This window comes from Psychromonas sp. KJ10-2, assembly GCF_047323255.1.
Taxonomy (GTDB): Bacteria; Pseudomonadota; Gammaproteobacteria; order Enterobacterales; family Psychromonadaceae; genus Psychromonas.
Genome location: NZ_CP178827.1, coordinates 2,124,891 through 2,145,362, shown reverse-complemented (window position 1 = coordinate 2,145,362; position 20,472 = coordinate 2,124,891). Strand labels below are relative to the sequence as shown.

Sequence of the window (20,472 nt, the reverse complement as noted above, 5' to 3'; positions counted from 1 at the left end):
ACTCTTCTCATTTCTATAAGAAAATAGGTAAAGAATGCTATGTCTAAAGATATCAACTCAACATTAAAAACAACAAGTCGTAAAAATTTATCCCGTAAACAATCTCGCCAAGCCGCGCAAGATTATATTCAAAATTTGAACCATCAAGCTTACCCTAATTCAGAAAAATCTTTATTGATGGAGAGATCCATCCGATCAAAGTGGCAATGCGTCAAATCCATCAAACAGATACCTTTGTAGGAGGCACAGAGCAAAATCCAATCTATGAAAAAAATGAGCCTATCCCAGTTTATGATGCTTCAGGCCCCTATACAGACCCGAATACTAAAATAGATGTGCATGCAGGTTTACCCCGTTTGCGAGAGAGTTGGATCACAGCTAGAGGTGATAGTGAAGCATTAGTTGGAGTGAGCTCTGAATTTGCTCAACAAAGACTGTCAGATAATAGCTTAGATGAACTTCGTTTCAGTCACCTACCGCAGCCATTAAAAGCGAAGGCAGGAAAATGCGTGACACAAATGCATTATGCTCGCCAAGGCATTATTACTCCTGAGATGGAATACATTGCGATTCGTGAAAACCAAGGTCGTGATCGCGTTCAATGTGAAGCCTTACACTTTCAACATGCAGGACAAAGTTTTGGTGCTAATTTACAAGATCGTATTACGCCTGAATTTGTACGGAAAGAGGTAGCAGAAGGTCGCGCGATTATCCCTGCTAATATCAACCATCCTGAATTAGAGCCGATGATCATTGGTCGTAACTTCCTAGTGAAAGTAAATTCGAATATTGGTAATTCGTCGGTGAGCTCATCGATTGAAGAAGAGGTTGAAAAGCTAGTGTGGTCGACATTATGGGGCGGCGATACGGTAATGGACTTATCAACGGGACGAAATATCCATGAAACACGAGAGTGGATCTTACGTAATTCACCCGTGCCAATTGGTACGGTTCCAATTTATCAAGCGCTTGAAAAAGTAAATGGTGTAGCAGAGAACCTAACCTGGGAAGTATTTAGAGATACATTGATCGAACAAGCCGAACAAGGCGTAGATTACTTTACTATCCATGCGGGTGTGTTACTGCGTTTTGTACCAATGACTGCTAAACGTGTGACTGGCATTGTGTCCCGTGGTGGCTCTATCATGGCTAAATGGTGTCTATCACATCATCAAGAAAACTTTGCCTATGAACACTTCAGAGAGATATGTGAAATCTGCCAGCAGTATGATGTTTCACTGTCATTAGGTGATGGTTTGCGTCCTGGCTCAGTTGCAGATGCTAATGACCAAGCGCAGTTTTCAGAACTAGAGATATTAGGCGAACTAACTAAAGTCGCTTGGGAATATGACGTACAAGTCATGATTGAAGGCCCAGGCCATATACCGATGCAGATGATCAAAGAAAATATGGATAAACAGCTGGAAGATTGTTTTGAAGCACCATTTTATACATTGGGCCCGTTAACCACCGATATCGCGCCAGGTTATGACCATATCACGTCAGGCATTGGTGCTGCTCAAATCGGTTGGTATGGTTGTGCAATGTTATGTTACGTGACACCTAAAGAGCATTTAGGCTTACCTAATAAAGATGACGTTAAAGTAGGGTTGATCACTTATAAATTGGCAGCCCATGCCGCTGATTTAGCAAAGGGGCATCCTGGTGCACAAATCCGTGATAATGCATTATCAAAGTCTCGTTTTGAATTCCGCTGGGAAGACCAGTTTAACTTAGGTTTAGACCCTGTTACATCACGTGAATATCACGATGAAACGTTACCGCAGGAGTCAGGTAAAGTTGCTCATTTCTGTTCAATGTGTGGCCCTAAATTCTGTTCAATGAAAATCACTCAAGATGTGCGAGACTTTACCAAACAGTTAGAGAGAGGCGAGATATCTATTAAATTACTAGATGAAACGGTCACACTAACAGCACAACAAGGTATGGCGAATAAAGCCAAAGAGTTTAATGATAGCGGGGCTGAAATATATCAACCTCCCGTATTAGAAAAAAGTTTAAAACTTCACAAGTGTAAGGTTAAATATGAATAACATAGTATGGACAATTGCCGGCTCTGACTCGAGCGCTGGCGCAGGTATTCAAGCTGATCTTGCTACCTTTAATGATTTAGGGGCAGACCCTTGCTCAGTGATCACTGCGGTAACAGCACAAAATTCAGTATCAGTTCAGCTGGTTGAAAGCGTCTCTGAAAAAATGTTTACCCAGCAACTGGCTAGCCTCGCAGAAGATATGCCTGCAAAAGTGATTAAAATAGGGTTAATGGCTAGTGTTGAACATGTGAAAATATTGGCACAACAATTGGCTTTATATAAACAAACTTGGCAGAAAGCTCCATTTGTTATTTACGACCCTGTCGCAGTTGCTTCGACTGGTGATGATATGACTGAGGAAGGCATCATAGAGGTCATTAAAGCGGAGTTATTGCCGCAAATTGACCTATTAACGCCTAACGCTAATGAAGTCTTAACATTATCGGGGCACGCCTTAATCTCAGGTGAGTCTTTCAAACCTGCGGTGGATAAACTGATTGATATGGGCTGTGGCAGCGTGTTGATAAAAGGCGGGCATTTTGAGCTGGTGGATAACGTAGCCCTAGATTACTGGAGTGATGGTAAAAGAGAGATTGCTTTAACCAGTCCTCGTTTAGAGAATGTGCATACTCATGGCACAGGTTGTACCCTATCTAGCGCGATAGCAGGGGCAATGGCATTAGATTACTTTATTGAAGATGCATTAGTGATTGCCAAAGCTTACCTGAACCAAGGTTTAAAAGCCTCTAAAGCACTGGGCGCTGGTGAAGGGGCTATTGCACATTGCGGTTGGCCAACGAATCATGATGACTTCCCAGAAATCGTGTTACCCGAATCAAGTATCGGTTATGAATTAGATTTGCCAGGTCGTTTAGAAGCGGGTCCAGGTTTTGAGCCTTAGCGATACTCACCAACTAGGGCTTTACCCAGTTGTTGACTCAGTAGAATGGATTGAACGCTTATTAAAAATGGGTGCAAAAACCTTACAGCTACGCATTAAAGACAAACAAGACGATCAAGTAGAACAACAGATCATCGATGCCATCGCCTTAGGCAAAGCTTACCATGCAAGATTGTTTATCAACGACTATTGGCAATTAGCCGTTAAACATCAAGCCTACGGGGTTCACCTTGGCCAAGAAGATATGGATGTCGCTGATTTAGGCTTAATTACCGATGCTGGTTTGCGACTTGGATTAAGTACCCATGGTTATTACGAACTGTTACGTGCCCAACAGCTTAAACCAAGTTATATCGCATTAGGGCATATCTTCCCAACTCAAACCAAAGAGATGCCATCGGATCCACAAGGATTAACACGTTTAGCAAAATATGCCGCGTTATTATCTAAAACACCTACTGTGGCCATTGGTGGTATCAACTTAGATCGCGCTCCTGCAGTATGGCAATGTGGTGTTGGGAGTATTGCGGTAGTAACAGCAATAACCAAAGCGGATGATCCACAACAAGTGATTAACCAATTTAATCAGGTGATGAATCAAGGAAATACAGATGTTAAGTGATAACGAGTTATTACGTTATAGCCGTCACCTGCTTTTGGAAGAGGTGAGCGAAGCAGGACAACATAAACTCAAAAATGCCAAAGTATTGATTATTGGCATGGGAGGATTGGGGTCTCCTGCTGCCTTATATCTAGCAGCAGCGGGTATTGGGCACTTAGTTTTAAACGACTTTGATGACATTGAAGTGAGCAACTTACAGCGTCAAATAACCTATCAAAACAGTGATATTGGTGAGTCCAAAGTAGAAGTCACGAAACAACGCCTCCAACAACTCAATCCGGATATTAAAGTGCGTAGTATTAATAAGCAGATGCCCGAACAGCAGTTAAGCATGGAACTCACCATGGCTGATCTAGTGTTAGATTGTACTGACAATATGGCAACGAGACAGATGATTAATAAAGCCTGTGTTGACGCCAAAGTGCCATTGATTGTAGGGGCTGCTATTCGTTTAGAAGGGCAGTTGATGTTCTTTGACCATAGCCAAGCCGAGTCTCCTTGTTATCACTGCCTATTCCCTAGTTCAGAAGAGCAAACGCTTAATTGTAGCAACGCTGGGATTATCGGCCCTGTGGTTGGCACTATCGGCACGCTACAAGCGTTAGAAGCGATCAAGTATTTTGTTGGTTTGCCTTCTGGTATTAAAAATAAATTAAAACTGTTTGATGGTAAAACCCTAGATTGGCAAACCTTTGCCATTAATAAAGACACTCAGTGCAGCGTATGTGGGCAGGTATAGATGAAAATACAAGTGAATGAACAAGCATTAACATTGCCAAATTCAATAAATATTGAGCAGTTATTAAGTCATTTAGAAAAGCCGTTAATAGGCAGCGCCGTCGCTGTCAATATGCAGGTGATTAGTCGTTCAGAATGGACGCAATATAATATTAATGAGGGAGATAATATCTCTCTGTTTCAAGCCATTGCAGGTGGGTAACTATGTTATTTGAAGAAATGAAACAACAAGATCAATTGATTATCGGCGATAAATCTTTTACTTCTCGTCTGTTTACCGGAACCGGTAAATTCAATGATCAACAAACCATGGTTGATGCTTTAAAAGCGTCAAAATCAGAACTTGTGACGATGGCATTAAAACGTGTTGATATGGCTGATCGCGATGATGATATCCTCGCACCTTTAATTAAAAATGGCATGAATCTATTGCCTAATACCTCAGGCGCTCGCAACGCAAAAGAAGCCGTTTTTGCGGCGGAATTAGCCCGCGAAGCATTACAAACTAACTGGGTTAAGTTAGAAATCCACCCAGATCCAAAATACCTACTGCCAGATCCCATCGAAACCTTAAAAGCAGCTGAAATGTTAGCCAATAAAGGTTTTATCGTGTTGCCTTACGTTCATGCAGACCCTGTGTTATGTAAACATTTAGAGTCAGCAGGTTGTGCCGCGGTAATGCCACTAGGCGCGCCAATTGGATCTAACAAAGGGATTAAAACCGCAGAGTTCTTAGAGATCATTATTGAGCAAGCGACCATTCCCGTGGTCGTCGATGCAGGGTTAGGCAGTCCTTCACATGCTGCATTAGCAATGGAAATGGGCGCTGATGCGGTGCTAGTGAATACTGCTATTGCCGTTGCAGGTAATCCTGTAGCAATGAGCGAAGCCTTCGCTAAAGCGGTTCAAGCAGGTCGACAAGCCTATTTGGCAGGTTTAGGTGGGCAAAGTACACAAGCCGTTGCATCGAGTCCATTAACTGCATTCTTAGAGGCAAGCCTGTGAATTTCAGTGATAAAATAAAAGAGTATCAATGGGATGATGTTCGTCTCTCTATTTATGGAAAAACTGCACAGGATGTACAGCGTGCTTTATCTAAACCACGTTTAGATTTAGAAGACTTTAAAGCGTTAATTAGTCCAGCAGCTGAACCTTATTTAGAGCAGATGGCGCAAAAATCTCAGCAGTTAACCTTGCAACGTTTTGGTAAAACGCAGCAGTTTTATATCCCGTTATATCTGTCTAATATGTGCAGTAATATTTGTACCTATTGTGGCTTTTCAATGCACAATGCATTACGCCGTAAAACCTTAGACATGGAAGAGATAGAAAGAGAGTGTCTCGCTATTAAAAAAATGGGATTTGACCATATTTTAATTGTGACAGGGGAATCGGAGCGCAAAGTAGGCGTCGCGTATTTCAAACAAGCTTTGCCTATTATTAAGAGACATTTTGCAAACATAACCATTGAAGTACAGCCGCTTGATCAAGATGAATACAGCGAGTTGATTGAGTATGGTGTCAATGCGGTATTGGTCTATCAGGAAACGTACAATCCAGTTACCTACGCCGAGCACCATTTAAAAGGTAAAAAATCGGACTTTATTTATCGTTTAAATACACATGATAGATTGGGTGAAGCGGGCATTCATAAAATGGGCCTAGGCAGTTTAATTGGCTTAGAAGAGTGGCGTACCGATTGTTTTTATGTGGCCGCTCATTTAAATTATCTTGAGAAAAAATATTGGCAAACACGTTATACTATCTCCTTTCCACGTTTACGTCCTTGCGAAGGTGGGATGGAAATCAAGTCAGTCATGGATGATAAACAGCTTGTACAACTAATTTGCGCTTATCGATTGTTTAATCCTGAGGTAGAGTTATCGTTATCCACACGTGAATCTGAGCATTTTAGAAACCATGTGTTACCGTTAGGTATTACTTCGCTCAGTGCAGGGTCAAGCACGCAACCAGGTGGATACGCCGAGCAAGCAGATAAAGCGCTAGAGCAGTTTGAAATTAGCGACGAGCGTTCACCTGAAGTGATGGCTAATTTAGTGAAAGCACAAGGTTATGAAGTCGTCTGGAAAGACTGGGATCATAGCTTAACGGGTAAATAAAACCGATTACATATCAATAAGGTACTTGGTATAACGGCCAATAAATTATAAATGAGAATAAAACATGTCCGATGAACAAGAGATTTACGCGACGTTAATTGAGATCCGTGAAGAGCCGACTGCGCTGTATAAAATATTAAAAATCGCTAATCTAGTATCAGGTGGCGGTGAAGCCAAGCAAGCCATCGCCGAAGGATATGTATCATTAAACGGCGAAATAGAAATGCAAAAGCGTAAAAAGATTTATGCAGGCGACCTAATCTACTTCAACGAGCAATACCTACAAATCGCCCTAGCCGGTGAAACCCAAGATTACGAGTTTGTAGAAGAGGCAGCGCTTCAACACACGGAATACCAAGCCGAACCTGAACCAGCGCAAAGCAATTCAGTGGCATCTAAAGCCAAGAAACCACGTAAACCGATTAGTTTTTAACGAACACTAAGTGTTTTAAAAGAAAATGCCTCTGTTATGAAACGAGTGCTTTATGGTCATGGATGAATAAAATGAGCGAACCAATTTCTCTCTATAGAAAATTTACTGGTACAGCAGGCGTGATGATTATTAGCCGTTGTTTAGCGATGATATTAGGCATTATTTACGCGCGTTATCTTGGTCCTGAGCAGTTTGGTTTATACAGCTTTGCTTTATCTATCATCGCTATGGCTACCTTACCTGCTGTAGCAGGCTTGCCTAATTTGTTAGTGAGGGAAATTGCACATTTTCATTTAGAGGAGGAGTGGGGGTTATTAAAAGGCGTTATTAATTGGTCTCGTCTTTATGTTGTAAGTATTTCTTTGATTGTGATGCTAATAATGAGCGGCGCTTTATACTTTAACTTCTTTGAGTCTTCTGTATCTGACTTACTTTGGGTGGCCATTTTCTTAATTCCAATTAAAGCCCTACTAGCTCAACAAAGCGCAGTTTTTAATGGGCTGAGAAAACCAATCTTTGCGCAATTACCTACCCAAATCTTTGCTCCATTAATGACACTAGTTGTCTTGTCTTGCAGTATTTTTTTATAGTGAACTAACAGTTTATCACTTACTTTATATCTCCCTTTTATCTGCTTTTTCTGCATTTATCATTAGTGCTTTTTTGATTAGAATAAAGCTAGTAGTGACATTAAAGAATGCGACTACCGACTATATAACTACAACATGGCATAAAGCCTTATTACCATTTACGTTGATTGCTTTTATTGGAACGCTTAATACTGAATTAGCGAGTGTATTTTTGGGATTTTGGGGGACATTGAATCAGTTGCTTATTTTAAAGTTGCAATGCAAGGTGTAACGTTAGTATCTTTAGGTTTATCCGCAATAAACATGGTTATTATGCCGAATGTTGCACGTTTATATAAAGAAGGTAATTTAGAAGCAACGCAAATATTGTTAACCAAAAGCGTACGTTTAAGTTGTCTTGTTTCACTGCCTATTATTTTCATATTAGTCTTTTTTGGTGACTTCTTTATTAATATATTATTTGGAAGTGAATACCTTGAAGCTTATCCGATTTTAGTTATTCTTTGTATTGGACAAGCGATGAAGCTTTTAATGGGATCTACTGGTTTAGTTTTAAATATGACTGGTAATGAGAAGTTAGCATTAAAAACAGTCAGTATAACGGTAAGTATTAATGTAATTTTACTTACTATGTTGATTCCTTATTACGGTCTCGTTGGGGCAGCAATTTCAATCTCTTTAAGTCTTTTTATTAATAACTTTTTAATGGGAACCCATGTATGGAGAATAACTACTTTAACAACTTGGTTAAGTTTTAAAGTATAACATAGGTAACAATCAATGACTGAAACTGCTATTTTAGTTCTACTCTACAACAACCAACCAAATGAAAGTAAAACTCTTAATTCTTTACTTAACTCTATTGTCCATTATTCCAATGCGCAATTAGTGATCTGGAATAATGGCCCTAAAAGTTTTGAAGAAACTAAAATGACTCCTTATCGTAATTTAGGCTATGAAGTTTTTTTTGAAGAAACGCTGCATAATGAATCTTTAGCAGTTATTTATAATAGATTTTTATCTTGTTATGATGCAAAAAGGTATATTTTTTAGATGATGATTCAAACTTAACTGCTCCGTATATTTTGGCATCATGTAGGTCCGAAGTAACTACTATTTCTTTACCAATTATCAGCGTTAATAATCAAGTGGTGTACCCTAAAATTCAAAATAAACCATATTATTCGGGTGTAAATATAACTAGAAAAAGTAAAGTGGTATCAATAGGTAGTGGTTTAGTTATTGGCCGAGATGTTGCCGCTTTCGTGAAAAAAATATACGGAGATATTTTTGATGAAAGGTTTTATTTGTATGGGGTAGACACTACATTTTTTCTCAGAGTTTTTAATAGTAACTTGTCAAATAGAATAAATATTATTTCGGGGTTTCAACACTCTCTTTCCCGTTTGCAAAAAGAAAGCAATGAAGTTAAAAAATTTAGATGTATAGAAAGAAGTTATGATAAAGGGTTAACTATAAGGTTTTATAAAAAAATATAATATCTTTCTTTTGTTTAATAAAAGTTTTACTTCAATCCATAAAGCAAATTTTTTTCAATGAAAAAAACAGTTCACTTTTTTTATGTTTGTAAAGCTATGTTATCAGGAAAACATTATAGAGATAGATAGGGAGTTTTGGGAATGCAAATATTTGGTATTTATTTAAATATTAAACTAAAAGGTTTAATGGCTATAACTGGTTTTATTATTATGGGCAGTTAAGCTAGTTCTTATTAAGAAAATAAATAATGTTAAGTTTTTAGTATGAATTAAGAACAATAGCAGGGATAACATTAAAATAACATGAAACCTAACTCAATTAGCCTCGTTTCGATTATTCTGCCCACACATAATAGAGGCGAACTATTCGTTAAAGCTATTAATAGCGTATTAAATCAAACTTATCAAAATATAGAAATTATTATTATTGATGACTTTTCATTGAACCCGCCTAATCTCAAATGCTTTCAAACTTCAATTCCAATTATTTATCATAGAAATAATAAGAATTTAGGAGGTGCTAAGTCTCGAAATATTGGTTTTGACTTATCAAATGGGCAGTATATTTGTTTTTTGGATGATGATGATACTTATATTTCTAATAAAATAGAGGTTTTATTAAATGAGTTAGAAAAGGATTACTCTGTAGGAGCTGTATTTGGAAAAGTGATTAAGAGTAGCCTGCCATCTAGGGAAATGAAAAAAATATTTGAATGGCAATATAATTAAGTCATTAAATGGAATTGGATACTTACATACAAATACTTCTTTAATAAAGCGAGAGGTTTTTGAAAAAATAAAATTTGATGAGAATCTAGAAAAGTTTCAAGATACTCAGCTACATATTGAGTTAATAAATAAATTTGAATGTAAGTATATACCCATACCTGTAGCGTATTGGAATGATGTTCATGAAGGTATTCAAATTACAGATATGACTACAAAGAAGCAATTTATAAAAAGTATCGAGAACTATAAAAAGCTAATCACAAGTTTAACAAATAGCAGAAGTATAAGCTCTAGATATAGGCTTTATATGATGCTTAAACTATTTTATATGAAAATTCTTTTTTGTAAGAAATTTAGACTTTAATCATTTTGAATAAATACTTCATTTTTTAATTACTTTTTCTGGAATATAAATGGCTAATTCTATGGGCAAAGTTCTGATCCTCGAACCTTTTTATACTAACTTTCATTGTGATTTGGCGAAAAGCTTCTCATCAGAAGTTTATAGTTTAGTTTTTAATTTAGGGCATCTTATTTATTTAAAAGGTAGTCAGAAGTTATTGGTTAATAAGATAGTTAATGAGCATCCATACTCTTTATCTGACCTCAATATGGTGAAGAATATAAAAAGCTTATTTACGGAAAAGAAAAGGAAGTTAGAGAAAGTAGAACCCAATGAAGCTGAATTTATTTATATGGCAAAGTACGTTACCTTCTTGCGAGTTTTTTAGCGGAAAAGCAGATTGATCTTGTCATTATGCATAATGATTTACGTTGGCAACACGCTTTAGCTATTCATGTTTGCAAAGAAGTAGGAATGCGATACTTAATTACCGAACGTGGCTTATTTAGACCTCATACTACAACCGTTGATTTTCAAGGAGTTAATGCCTTGAGCAGCATACCCAAAGAAATTCATTTTTATGAGTCGATTACGACTAAACAGCTTCCTTTTAAAGAGCAATTTGTTAGCCACTTTAAGCAGTTTAAAATTAACGTTAAATTTTCATTATTTCTCTGTTTGAATTTTCTAGGTGATATTTTTAAAGTAAATACACCACTCATTAACAAACGTTACAGTTTAGTTTCTTATGCGACTTTATTTTTTAAACAAATAACCTATTTTAAAAATAAATCATCGGTAAAATTGCCACAGCAATATATTTTTATTCCTTTACAAGTTAATACAGATACTCAGGTCTTAGTACATAGCGAATATCAGGATATTCAGTCCTTTATCACTCATATTGAAAAAAACTTCTATGCAGAATCTAGTAATGTGTCGTTAGTATTTAAACCTCACCCTATGGATAAAGGTAAGAAATACGTATTTGACCCGAGAAGCATTGTTGTGGATTGTGAAACGTCACAGCTGATAAAAGGTAGTCAATTTATTATTACTATTAACTCTACTGTCGGCTTTGAGGCCATTCAGCATTATAAGACTGTTATCGTGTTAGGTGAAGCTTTCTATAAAATACCTAGGTTGTGTATTGCATCTACTTTTCAATCATTCCGAGAAGATTTATCTAGGTGCTTGAATCATAAAGCGATAATTAACACTCAATTAGTTGATAAATTTGTTTTTTATCTTAAAAATGAATATCAAGTTAATGGTAATTTATTTAACTATGATGTTGCTATGTTTAAAGATATAAAACAGCGAATTGATAAACAAAAAAACCTTAAATAATCACTTCGCCCCAAACCCCGTTAGCATGGTTTTAAGCGTTTTAAAGAAGATGTTGACGTCAAGCCAGAATGACAGGTGTTTGATGTAGTACAGGTCGTGTGCGAGCTTTTCTCGGGTGGTATCTGTGTCGGCGGTATAACCTTGTACGGTTTGCGCCCAGCCTGTGATACCTGGTTTTACCATGTGGCGATAGCCGTAAAACGGAATTTCCTGTTCGAAGGCTTTTACAAAGCTCTCTTGTTCCGGCCTTGGGCCGATCAGTGCCATGTCACCTTTTAGTACATTAACAAACTGTGGAATTTCATCGATGCGGGTTTTACGAATAAGGCGGCCAATATGGGTGACTCTGGCATACTCTTCCGTGGCGAATTTAGAATCTGCTTTAGGGCAACCCACTTCCATACTTCTTAACTTATAAATCTTGAAAGGCTTTCCACCTTGGCCGATACGCTTTTGTGTATAGAAAACCAGGCCTTTACTCTCTAGTTTTATCGCGATACTGACGAATAACATGATTGGGAGAAACACAGGTAAACTTAATAGAATTAAGACGGTTTCGATAACCCGCTTTATTAACCAATAGCTTGGGTTCGTGTTTAGGGCGTTGAGTGCATTTTCCGAGAGGTGAGTGGTTTGTACCTTACCTTCAATCATCTCTTTAATGGTTTCTGAGTGATACACCACTTTGTTGTTGATGCTGCAGTCGGCAATGAACTTTTCTTGCTCTGCAGTTAGTGGTTTGTGTAGGTTGACGACTAGTCCGTCTTTAATTTGCGCTAAATTATAAGGAGGGACAATGCTTTCTATGTCAATATGTTGATTATGATTGAAGGATGAAAGTGTAAAATTATCAATCGCTTGTAACTTTAAAATCGCTGCCTGGCGGTTAAATCGAGCACTAATAAGTAGCCAAATAAGGACGGTGCTGAACCCATAAATTAGGGTTGGACGAGAGTATTCGATACGACACAATACAATGGTGATGATAGCGAGACTATACAGTGACAACATCACCGGTAAAACATATAAGCTTTTATCAACCAGTAAAAACTTAGTGACTCTAGGTAAAATGATGACGCAGCTTGAATAAACGAGAAGCGTGATAATAAAGCTATTATAAACCGTGGTGTAGGAAAGTGGCATGAGCAGGTCAATAACGGCGTAAATTAGCCCTAAGCCAACTGCATAAGTGATGTATTTATTGGATAATAATGCTTGGGTTTTATACATGGTTAGTCATTACTTATATCAGGTGAAAATAGGTTATTGAAAACAGTGTATTAAGCTGAATTTAATCATATTAGGTTATAAATTGTGTTGATAATACTGGTAAAAAGTTAATACTTTTGACACATATTTTTGTGTTTCAGGGTAAGGTGGAATCTGACGTTTATAACGCCTTACTGCGCCTTCTCCTGCGTTATAAGCCGCTGCGGCTAATTCTCTGGTATTAAACTCTTTTAATAATATCTTTAAATATAAAGCACCGGCATTAATATTCTGGGTTGGGTCAAAGGGATCGGTCACTGAAAAGCGCTTTGCTGTTTCTGGCATTAATTGCATTAACCCTTGCGCTCCCGCTGAAGAGATTGCATTACTCTGGTAGGCTGACTCAGCGGTGATCACGGCATGCAGAAAGGCTGGATCTAGTTGATTCTTTTCTGCAGCTTTCAAAATAATGGGGTGATACTTTCTTTGTAAGGTTTTATCACGGGGAATAGAGATATTGGTGTAGCTTTTGGCTTTCCAGTTTCTAAAGCTGTGGGGCTTTTTATTGGTGTCACTACGCAATAACAGGGTGTAATTTTCATTTTCTTTGCGTTCAGAAAAATATTTATTGCCGTTTTTATCGGTATACATATAGATGTCAGCGTGACTACCAGCAAATAACCCACTTAGTATTAAAGCGACAAAGCCAAATAGCGAACGAAATACTCTCATACTAAGGCTGCGCCTCATTGCTATTTTGTGCCGATGAGACGCCTTGGCTGCTTGCCTGCGCAGCAGAAGTTGATTCTGAAGCACTCTCTTTTACTTTATCTGCATTACGTAAACCACTGTCTCCTTGGTATAGGTAACGTGCATAAGCAAGAGTGTCAGCCGCTTGCTCTGGTTGCTGGTGATGTTGGTAAGCAATATAAAGTAGGTGATAGAAAAACGGTTTAGGTGTGCTGACAACGGTTTTCTCTAAACCTAGAATGACCTTTTCAATTTCAGCTTGATTACCTGTGTTGATAGCATTGGTTAAGCGGAAATTATAGAGGTGAAAGGATAAATTATCTTCGAATACCAGTGGATTAACGATATTAATGATCTCTCTCAGATCACGGTGTTGGCTGCGTTCAAAGTGAGTAATAGCATGAATAGCAAATAGATTAGTGATCATAAAAATAGCAGTAAACAGGGGAATTAATGTCCCTGCAACGCGTAGAAAGAAAGTCGGGGTAAAGGTTTTTTCATTGTTTCTTTGAGACTCGGAATCCACATAAAAGACCAGTACCATTAATACTAACCAATGCAGTGCGGAGTGATATAAAGGGTATTCGGTTTGAGTATGCAAACCGATAGGAACCACTAAGGCCAGTAGCGCTAATGCTTTACTGAGCTTGAACGAACATAATCGATAAAAGAAAGTAAGCACGAGTAATAGCATGCCTAATATCGGCGCAATACCACCTTCAATTGCCCAAAATATCAGGTCGTTATGTGGGTGTGTTAATACCTGAGAAAACTTTTTAAGCTCACCATTGTGAACGCGTTCAGCATGACTGAGTAAGTATTCTTTTTCAAAGCTCCCGTAGCCATAACCTAATAATGGTTTTTCTTTGATCATATGCCAGCCGTGTTGATACATCTCAATACGAGCACCGCCTTCCTTCATTGCTTCAACATTACGTGCACCCAGTGCATCGCCTTTTAAAGAAGCGAAGCCAATGCCTAGTAATACGGCTAACACAAACAAGCTAAGACGTTTTTTATTACTTTGCCATGCCCAAGGAAGTAGCAGTAATAACCCAATCAAGGTGCCCAAATAGCCAGTACGAGACATCGCAACACTGATCACCCACATATTCAATAATGCCGTTAATAGTAAAAAGGCTTGTAGTCTTTTGTCGTTGATTTGTTGCAGTAAGTAGCCACTTAAAATAAGTGTGGTTGCCATGAAGCTGGCTAATACGTTGGGTTGTTGGAAGATGCCGTAAGGACGGCCATAACCGACACTATAACCAAAATAATTACGCGCGGGGAGTAAATAATCTTGCATCAAGCTATAACAGGCTTGAATAAAGCCTGCTAATACAATGAGTAATAAGAGTTTAATCACTTGTTCTCGGGTAAAGCTGAATTGCTGCAAGCTGAGAAAAAGCAATACCCCAGCAAAGAGCCCTAATAACCGGGTATAGCTTTGGTCTGCTAGGGCATTATTGGGGTAGGCTAGAGGCAGGAAGAACAAGCCTAAGGCAATAAATACCACTGCGGTGTACTTGGAGTAGATGATTTTTTGTTGGGCGGTAATACGCCACAAGCCTAAGCCAATTAATAAGGAGAAAAATATCCAAACTACATTGTTGACTGCAAGCTGTAATCCACTACCTCCTTGGTTATGTTGGAAGTAGTGGGCACCTAACCCCATTAGCAATGCAAAACTGATAAAGAAGGCACGTGTTAGCTTTTGTTGTAAGTCCATTTATCTCTCGTATTTATTATTATTCTTTTTTAATTAAAGCTGTATCTTGGCTTATGCTGAGGTACTTTTCGCTAAAATAGGTTTTAGGAATTGCCCAGTATAGCTGCCTTTTACTTTAACCACATCTTCTGGTGTGCCTGTGGCGATAATTTCTCCACCGCCATTACCTCCTTCAGGACCGAGATCGATGATCCAGTCTGCAGTTTTAATCACATCTAGGTTATGTTCGATGATCACCAAGGTATTACCTTTATCACGCAGTGTATGAATCACTTTTAATAGCTGGGCGATATCATGGAAATGCAACCCTGTGGTTGGCTCATCAAGAATATACAGAGTTTTACCTGTATCGCGCTTGGATAACTCTTTAGCTAATTTCACACGTTGTGCTTCACCACCTGACAGTGTCGTCGCCGCTTGTCCTAAACGGATGTAGGATAAACCAACATCCATTAATGTTTGTAGTTTTCTAGCAATAACCGGGACTGGCTCAAAGAATTTAAAGGCATCTTCCACTGTCATATCTAAGGTTTCATGAATATTCTTACCTTTGTATTTCACTGATAAGGTTTCACGGTTATAGCGCTGTCCTTTACATGAATCACAGGGTACATAAACATCCGGTAGGAAGTGCATCTCTACCTTGATCATACCGTCGCCTTGGCAGGCTTCACAGCGTCCACCTTTCACGTTGAAACTGAATCGACCTGGTTTGTAACCGCGAGAGCGTGATTCTGGTGTAGCGGCAAATAGCTCACGAATAGGGGTGAAAATCCCTGTGTAAGTCGCTGGGTTTGAACGTGGCGTTCGACCAATTGGGCTTTGATTGATATCTACCACTTTATCCAGTTGTGATAAACCTGTAATGCTCTTATGCGCGGCAGCTTGAATAGTCGTGGCTTTGTTCAGTTTAGTTTGTGCTAACGGAAAGAGCGTATCGTTAATCAAGGTTGACTTACCTGAACCCGATACGCCTGTAATACAGGTTAATACACCTAGTGGTAAGTCTAAATTGACTGATTTTAAGTTGTTGGCACTGGCTTCTTTTAACTTTACCCATTTGTCAGTTAATGGCGTACGTTGTGCGGGCACGGCAATCTCTTTGCGACCACTTAAATAATCTGCAGTTAATGAGTCTTTTGATTTTAAGATTTTTTTGTAATTACCTTCGGCAATAATTTCACCACCGTGAATACCTGCACCAGGACCGATATCGATAATATGGTCAGCTTGGCGAATAGCATCTTCATCATGCTCTACCACAATCACCGTATTACCTAAGTCGCGAAGGTGAGTCAGGGTTTTTAGTAAACGCTCGTTATCACGTTGATGTAACCCAATGGATGGCTCATCTAATACATACATCACGCCCATTAATCCTGCGCCAATTTGACTGGCTAAGCGGATACGTTGTGCCTCACCACCGGATAATGTTTCTGCACTACGTTCTAAACTTAAGTAGTTAAGACCTACATTCACTAGAAAGCTGAGTCGCTCTAGGATCTCTTTTAAGATCTTTTCTGCTATTTTGGCTTTTTGTCCAACCAATTTAATATTTTCGAAGAACTGCTCGGCATCGGCAATGGATAACGCAGAAACATGAGACAGGTTTACATCGTTAATAAACACATGACGAGAAGACTCTTTTAAACGAGAGCCGCCACAGCTAGAACATGGCTGACGATTCATATATTTGCTTAAATATTCGCGCATCGCTGGTGATTCCGTTTCTCGATAACGACGAGATCGATTTGGAATAACACCCTCAAAGGCATGCAAACGAGAGACTAAGTCACCTTTATCATTACTGTAAGTAAAAGCTATTTTTTCTGTTCCAGTACCTTGCAGCACATATTGCTGATGTTTTTTATTTAAGGACTTAAAAGGCTTTGTGAGTGAAAAACCATAATGCTCAGCAACAGCACGTAGAATTTGGTAATAATAATTAGATTTACTACTCCACCCATCAATTGCGCCATCGGCTAAGCTTAATGCTGGGTCAGTGACCACTAATGCTTCATCAAAATACTGTTCAACCCCTAAACCATCACAAGTTTCACAGGCACCGGCTGGGCTATTGAAAGAGAAGATACGCGGCTCTAATTCTGCAATGCTGTAACCACAATGTGGACAAGAGAAGTTCGCTGAAAAAGTTGTTCTGGTTGGCTGTCATCCATGTGCGCCAGAATGGCTGAGCCATTACTTAACTCTAGGGTGGTTTCAACTGATTCCGCTAAACGTTGTTTTAAATCTTCACGTACTTTAAAACGATCCACAACCACTTCAATGGTATGTTTTTTATGTAAGGCTAGTTTAGGTGGATCGCTTAAATCACAAACATCTCCATCAATGCGCGCGCGTAAAAAACCTTGTGCGGCTAAGCTTTCAAAGGTTTTAACATGTTCACCTTTACGGCCTTTGACAATTGGCGCTAGGAGCATCATTTTGCTGCCTTCAGGGTGTTCTAAAATGGCATCAACCATTTGGCTAACGGTTTGTGCATGCAATGTTACGCCGTGTGTTGGACAACGAGGATCGCCGATACGCGCAAACAGCAGACGTAAGTAATCGTAAATTTCAGTGATGGTTCCTACTGTAGAGCGCGGGTTATGCGATGTTGATTTTTGTTCGATAGAGATAGCAGGAGATAAACCTTCAATATGTTCAACATCGGGTTTTTCCATTAACGATAAAAATTGGCGTGCATAAGCAGATAACGACTCAACATAACGACGTTGACCTTCTGCATATAAAGTATCAAATGCTAATGAGGATTTGCCTGAGCCAGAAAGGCCAGTGATCACCACCAATTTATCACGCGGGATGGATAAGCTAATATTTTTTAAGTTATGCGTTTTTGCACCGCGGATATCAATATTGTTCATTATGTCTCACTCATTAATACATTTGATTGCTGAATAGGTTATCTGGAGCCTTTCTCTTGGGCTATATTACACTGTAAATTATTACAGTGGTAGTGTTGCTATATGAAGGGGATTTGAAGAATTAGGCATGTGTTTAATTCTGCTCATTACAAAGGGCATTTTTATAAACTGTATAGTAAAACACTATAAGTTAGTTGTTATGTTTTTACGTGGTTGCGGTGATTAAAGATCACGATTCGGCAAAAACAATCACTGCATTTTTACCACCATCATTCATGCCATTATCAACGTAACTATAAGCGTCGTCTGGTAATAAGGTGAAGGTTTCACCTGTTTCTGATGTTGCTTGGTAAATAAATTGGAAACCCTCTCGCTCTTCCATTGAGATATTCTCAGCTACTTTGAATTTACCATTTTTGAATTTTTTAAATTCAATAGGTTGCCATTCGTTATGCTCTGATAATAAGTTAATGCTAGTCGCGTTATTAGCCATCTCTTTACTGATTTCAAAGGTGACTTTTACAACGGGTTTATTTTTCAAGAACTGTTTTTTAATGCTCATATCTGCTCCTTAAACGATACCTATTTGATATTTAATTTACTGCAAACATTGTATGAATTCTAGTCAATTCTATTGATGTGTTTAATTTAAATGAAATTGTTGATTAATAATATCCTGAGTGAAGGCTTTTTTAAGGTAAAAACCACGAGGTCTGACTTTAATTAATTCACCTTCTTCTCCATAAGCATCTGTTACTACTTGGCCATTAGCCGCTTTAGGGCGAAGTTGTATGACTTGCCCATCCAGGGCACTGATCTGCTCGATCTTTCCGAGTGCGATCTTCTCCATTATCTCATCCCAATCTTGTTGCATTAATTGTTCTTGTTGGCGTGAGGCTGTCCATAAAAAACCATTGCCAACAATACGTTCTGCTAATGGGATTTTTCGCTCGCCTTGAACGGGTAACCACAATACCTTGCTGAGTTTGTTGCGGATATTGCTGTTTTCCCAAGTCAGGTGAGTAGTATTTAAAATAGGGGTGCTACACACAAAAGTGGTTTCGAGTACTTTACCATTGCTATCAATAGGGATAGTTTTTAATTCAATGCCTAGGTGTTTAAAATCTTGTTCCGGTTTACTGCCTGCCGATGCACCTAAGTGCCACTCAATGAGTTGTCCAACCCAGCCTTTATTTTTGCGTAAGTTTTCTGGTGTGTTAATACCCGCAATATCTGCTAATTCTGATAAAGAGTAACCAGCAATGGCTTCACAATAACTTAATAACTGAGACTCTGATTGAGGTGTAGACTGCATAGTAGCTCGCTTTAAAGACTAAAAAAGATTAACGCGTTTATTGTACGTGTTTTTTTATTGTTGGGTTATTCATAGTTTTAAAATGAACTTACACAGAGTTATGCACATTTTTAGTGGATAACTGAATAGATCGAAAGATCTTCATTTAGGCTCTATTATTTTTCTTTCAATTTAATAAAAATCTATTTTATATGCTTATTTTTTAAACAAAAAGAGACTTTTTAGGGCTGGTGTTTGTTTTTTGTACAACCAAGATATTCACATTCAATTGTGAATGAAACTTACTGGATCTAATTACAGTGATCATGGGTTAGTATTTGGGATATTTATTTAACATGCTGTTTTTTAATGTAATAATCGTTATTCAAATAAATATATAAAGATCTTGCGGTTTGTTGTAATTCTTGATCCTTTTATTTGTATTTAATTGTACACAAAGTTATGCACAGATTTAGTGGATACATTAATATTATTCATTTTTAGTAAACGTGACCTAGGTACTATCGTTTAACCTTTTTATAGTTTATGAGTTTGATGGTTAGGGGTTTCTGTGAAAGAATGCAACTATAATTATAATTTCATCTATTTTGTTTTGTCGTTGATTCACTTGTGTATAAATAAGAATAGATCTTTACCTGAGAAAGTTTTTTAATGATTGATGCTGACGGTTACCGTTCTAATGTAGGTATCATCATTTGTAATAAAAATGGTCAAGTTTTATGGGCTAAACGCTTCGGTCAACATTCATGGCAATTTCCACAAGGTGGAATAAAAGAGGGCGAAACCCCTGAAAAAGCGATGTATCGAGAATTATATGAAGAAGTTGGCTTAAAACCTGAGCATGTAAAAGTAGTGGCGAGCAGTCGTCAGTGGCTGCGCTATAAACTTCCTAAGCGTTTAGTGCGTTGGGAATCTCCCGCACCTATCTGCATTGGTCAAAAACAACGCTGGTTTTTATTACAATTGATTGCCAAAGAAGAGCAAATTGGATTTGATACTTGCGGACACCCTGAATTTGATGATTGGCGATGGGTTACTTACTGGTATCCAGTGCGTCAAGTAGTATCATTTAAACGTGATGTGTATAGAAGAGCATTGACTGAGTTTGCCCATGCTGCATTTTCTCTAATGCATAGAACGGATAAAAAACGAAATAAACGACCTCGCCGAGGTTCTTACAAATAAATATCTGCTTACCTTACTAA

Annotated in this window: 20 protein-coding genes and 2 pseudogenes; 16 read left to right on the top strand and 6 right to left on the bottom strand. The window is 38.3% G+C overall.

From position 1 onward, the window contains the following. Nucleotides 1-39 precede the first annotated feature (39 nt). The 15 genes and pseudogenes from thiC to ACLKL2_RS10275 all read left to right on the top strand — a co-directional run bounded on the left by thiC (nt 40) and on the right by ACLKL2_RS10275 (nt 11,379). A pseudogene (thiC, locus tag ACLKL2_RS10345) lies at nt 40-2,054 on the top strand (phosphomethylpyrimidine synthase ThiC). Further along, nucleotides 2,047-2,955, top strand: a complete 909-nt coding sequence (thiD, locus tag ACLKL2_RS10340) for a bifunctional hydroxymethylpyrimidine kinase/phosphomethylpyrimidine kinase (RefSeq protein WP_413691550.1) — start codon at nt 2,047-2,049, stop codon at nt 2,953-2,955. The pseudogene thiC and the gene thiD overlap by 8 nt, the downstream one beginning before the upstream one ends. Then, nucleotides 2,945-3,577, top strand: coding sequence for a thiamine phosphate synthase (thiE, locus tag ACLKL2_RS10335; protein WP_413691549.1), 633 nt, complete (start codon nt 2,945-2,947; stop codon nt 3,575-3,577). The genes thiD and thiE overlap by 11 nt, the downstream gene beginning before the upstream one ends. Then, nucleotides 3,567-4,316, top strand: a complete 750-nt coding sequence (locus ACLKL2_RS10330; RefSeq protein ID WP_113819265.1) for a HesA/MoeB/ThiF family protein — start codon at nt 3,567-3,569, stop codon at nt 4,314-4,316. The genes thiE and ACLKL2_RS10330 overlap by 11 nt, the downstream gene beginning before the upstream one ends. Continuing rightward, the gene (gene thiS / locus ACLKL2_RS10325; protein WP_413691548.1) at nt 4,317-4,517 is read left to right on the top strand and encodes a sulfur carrier protein ThiS; all 201 of its coding nucleotides are present in this window, start codon (nt 4,317-4,319) and stop codon (nt 4,515-4,517) included. A gap of 2 nt (nt 4,518-4,519) precedes the next feature. Next, nucleotides 4,520-5,320, top strand: coding sequence for a thiazole synthase (locus ACLKL2_RS10320; protein ID WP_413691546.1), 801 nt, complete (start codon nt 4,520-4,522; stop codon nt 5,318-5,320). Then, the gene (thiH, locus tag ACLKL2_RS10315) at nt 5,317-6,435 is read left to right on the top strand and encodes a 2-iminoacetate synthase ThiH (protein WP_413691545.1); all 1,119 of its coding nucleotides are present in this window, start codon (nt 5,317-5,319) and stop codon (nt 6,433-6,435) included. The genes ACLKL2_RS10320 and thiH overlap by 4 nt, the downstream gene beginning before the upstream one ends. Before the next feature lie 64 nt (nt 6,436-6,499). Beyond that, nucleotides 6,500-6,868 (top strand): RNA-binding S4 domain-containing protein, encoded by a 369-nt coding sequence (locus ACLKL2_RS10310; protein ID WP_413691543.1) that lies wholly within the window; start codon nt 6,500-6,502, stop codon nt 6,866-6,868. 71 nt (nt 6,869-6,939) lie between these two features. Next, nucleotides 6,940-7,458 (top strand): oligosaccharide flippase family protein, encoded by a 519-nt coding sequence (locus tag ACLKL2_RS10305; protein ID WP_413691542.1) that lies wholly within the window; start codon nt 6,940-6,942, stop codon nt 7,456-7,458. 219 nt (nt 7,459-7,677) lie between these two features. Further along, nucleotides 7,678-8,223 carry a polysaccharide biosynthesis C-terminal domain-containing protein gene (locus tag ACLKL2_RS10300; protein WP_413691541.1) on the top strand — a complete coding sequence of 182 codons (546 nt, stop codon included), beginning with the start codon at nt 7,678-7,680 and terminating at the stop codon, nt 8,221-8,223. Between the two features lie 15 nt (nt 8,224-8,238). Next, nucleotides 8,239-8,511 (top strand): hypothetical protein, encoded by a 273-nt coding sequence (locus ACLKL2_RS10295; protein ID WP_413691540.1) that lies wholly within the window; start codon nt 8,239-8,241, stop codon nt 8,509-8,511. Between the two features lie 98 nt (nt 8,512-8,609). After that, entirely contained in the window at nt 8,610-8,957 is a 348-nt protein-coding gene (locus tag ACLKL2_RS10290) for a hypothetical protein (RefSeq protein ID WP_413691538.1), read from the top strand. Between the two features lie 303 nt (nt 8,958-9,260). Beyond that, entirely contained in the window at nt 9,261-9,686 is a 426-nt protein-coding gene (locus tag ACLKL2_RS10285) for a glycosyltransferase family 2 protein (RefSeq protein ID WP_413691537.1), read from the top strand. A 413-nt stretch (nt 9,687-10,099) separates the two neighbouring features. Beyond that, nucleotides 10,100-10,417, top strand: coding sequence for a hypothetical protein (locus ACLKL2_RS10280; protein ID WP_413691536.1), 318 nt, complete (start codon nt 10,100-10,102; stop codon nt 10,415-10,417). Nucleotides 10,418-10,443: 26 nt separating this feature from the next. Next, nucleotides 10,444-11,379, top strand: a complete 936-nt coding sequence (locus ACLKL2_RS10275; protein ID WP_413691535.1) for a hypothetical protein — start codon at nt 10,444-10,446, stop codon at nt 11,377-11,379. On the opposite strand, the gene ACLKL2_RS10270 is transcribed toward ACLKL2_RS10275, so the two are convergent. The 6 genes and pseudogenes from ACLKL2_RS10270 to mutH form a co-directional block, all read right to left on the bottom strand. Further along, a complete protein-coding gene (locus ACLKL2_RS10270) occupies nt 11,380-12,609 on the bottom strand; it encodes a sugar transferase (protein ID WP_413691534.1) in 1,230 nt (409 codons plus the stop codon). Nucleotides 12,610-12,684: 75 nt separating this feature from the next. Further along, nucleotides 12,685-13,320 (bottom strand): lytic transglycosylase domain-containing protein, encoded by a 636-nt coding sequence (locus tag ACLKL2_RS10265; RefSeq protein WP_413691532.1) that lies wholly within the window; start codon nt 13,318-13,320, stop codon nt 12,685-12,687. A 1-nt stretch (nt 13,321) separates the two neighbouring features. Further along, nucleotides 13,322-15,067 carry a PglL family O-oligosaccharyltransferase gene (locus ACLKL2_RS10260; RefSeq protein ID WP_413691531.1) on the bottom strand — a complete coding sequence of 582 codons (1,746 nt, stop codon included), beginning with the start codon at nt 15,065-15,067 and terminating at the stop codon, nt 13,322-13,324. A gap of 51 nt (nt 15,068-15,118) precedes the next feature. Then, a pseudogene (uvrA, locus tag ACLKL2_RS10255) lies at nt 15,119-17,952 on the bottom strand (excinuclease ABC subunit UvrA). Between the two features lie 229 nt (nt 17,953-18,181). Beyond that, complete coding sequence (locus ACLKL2_RS10250; protein ID WP_113819279.1) at nt 18,182-18,514, bottom strand: hypothetical protein; 333 nt, start codon at nt 18,512-18,514, stop codon at nt 18,182-18,184. An 81-nt stretch (nt 18,515-18,595) separates the two neighbouring features. Continuing rightward, nucleotides 18,596-19,267, bottom strand: coding sequence for a DNA mismatch repair endonuclease MutH (mutH, locus tag ACLKL2_RS10245; RefSeq protein WP_413691530.1), 672 nt, complete (start codon nt 19,265-19,267; stop codon nt 18,596-18,598). Between the two features lie 651 nt (nt 19,268-19,918). Between mutH and rppH the strand changes: the two genes are divergently transcribed. Then, nucleotides 19,919-20,452 (top strand): RNA pyrophosphohydrolase, encoded by a 534-nt coding sequence (rppH, locus tag ACLKL2_RS10240; protein WP_113819281.1) that lies wholly within the window; start codon nt 19,919-19,921, stop codon nt 20,450-20,452. The last annotated feature ends 20 nt before the right edge of the window (nt 20,453-20,472 follow it).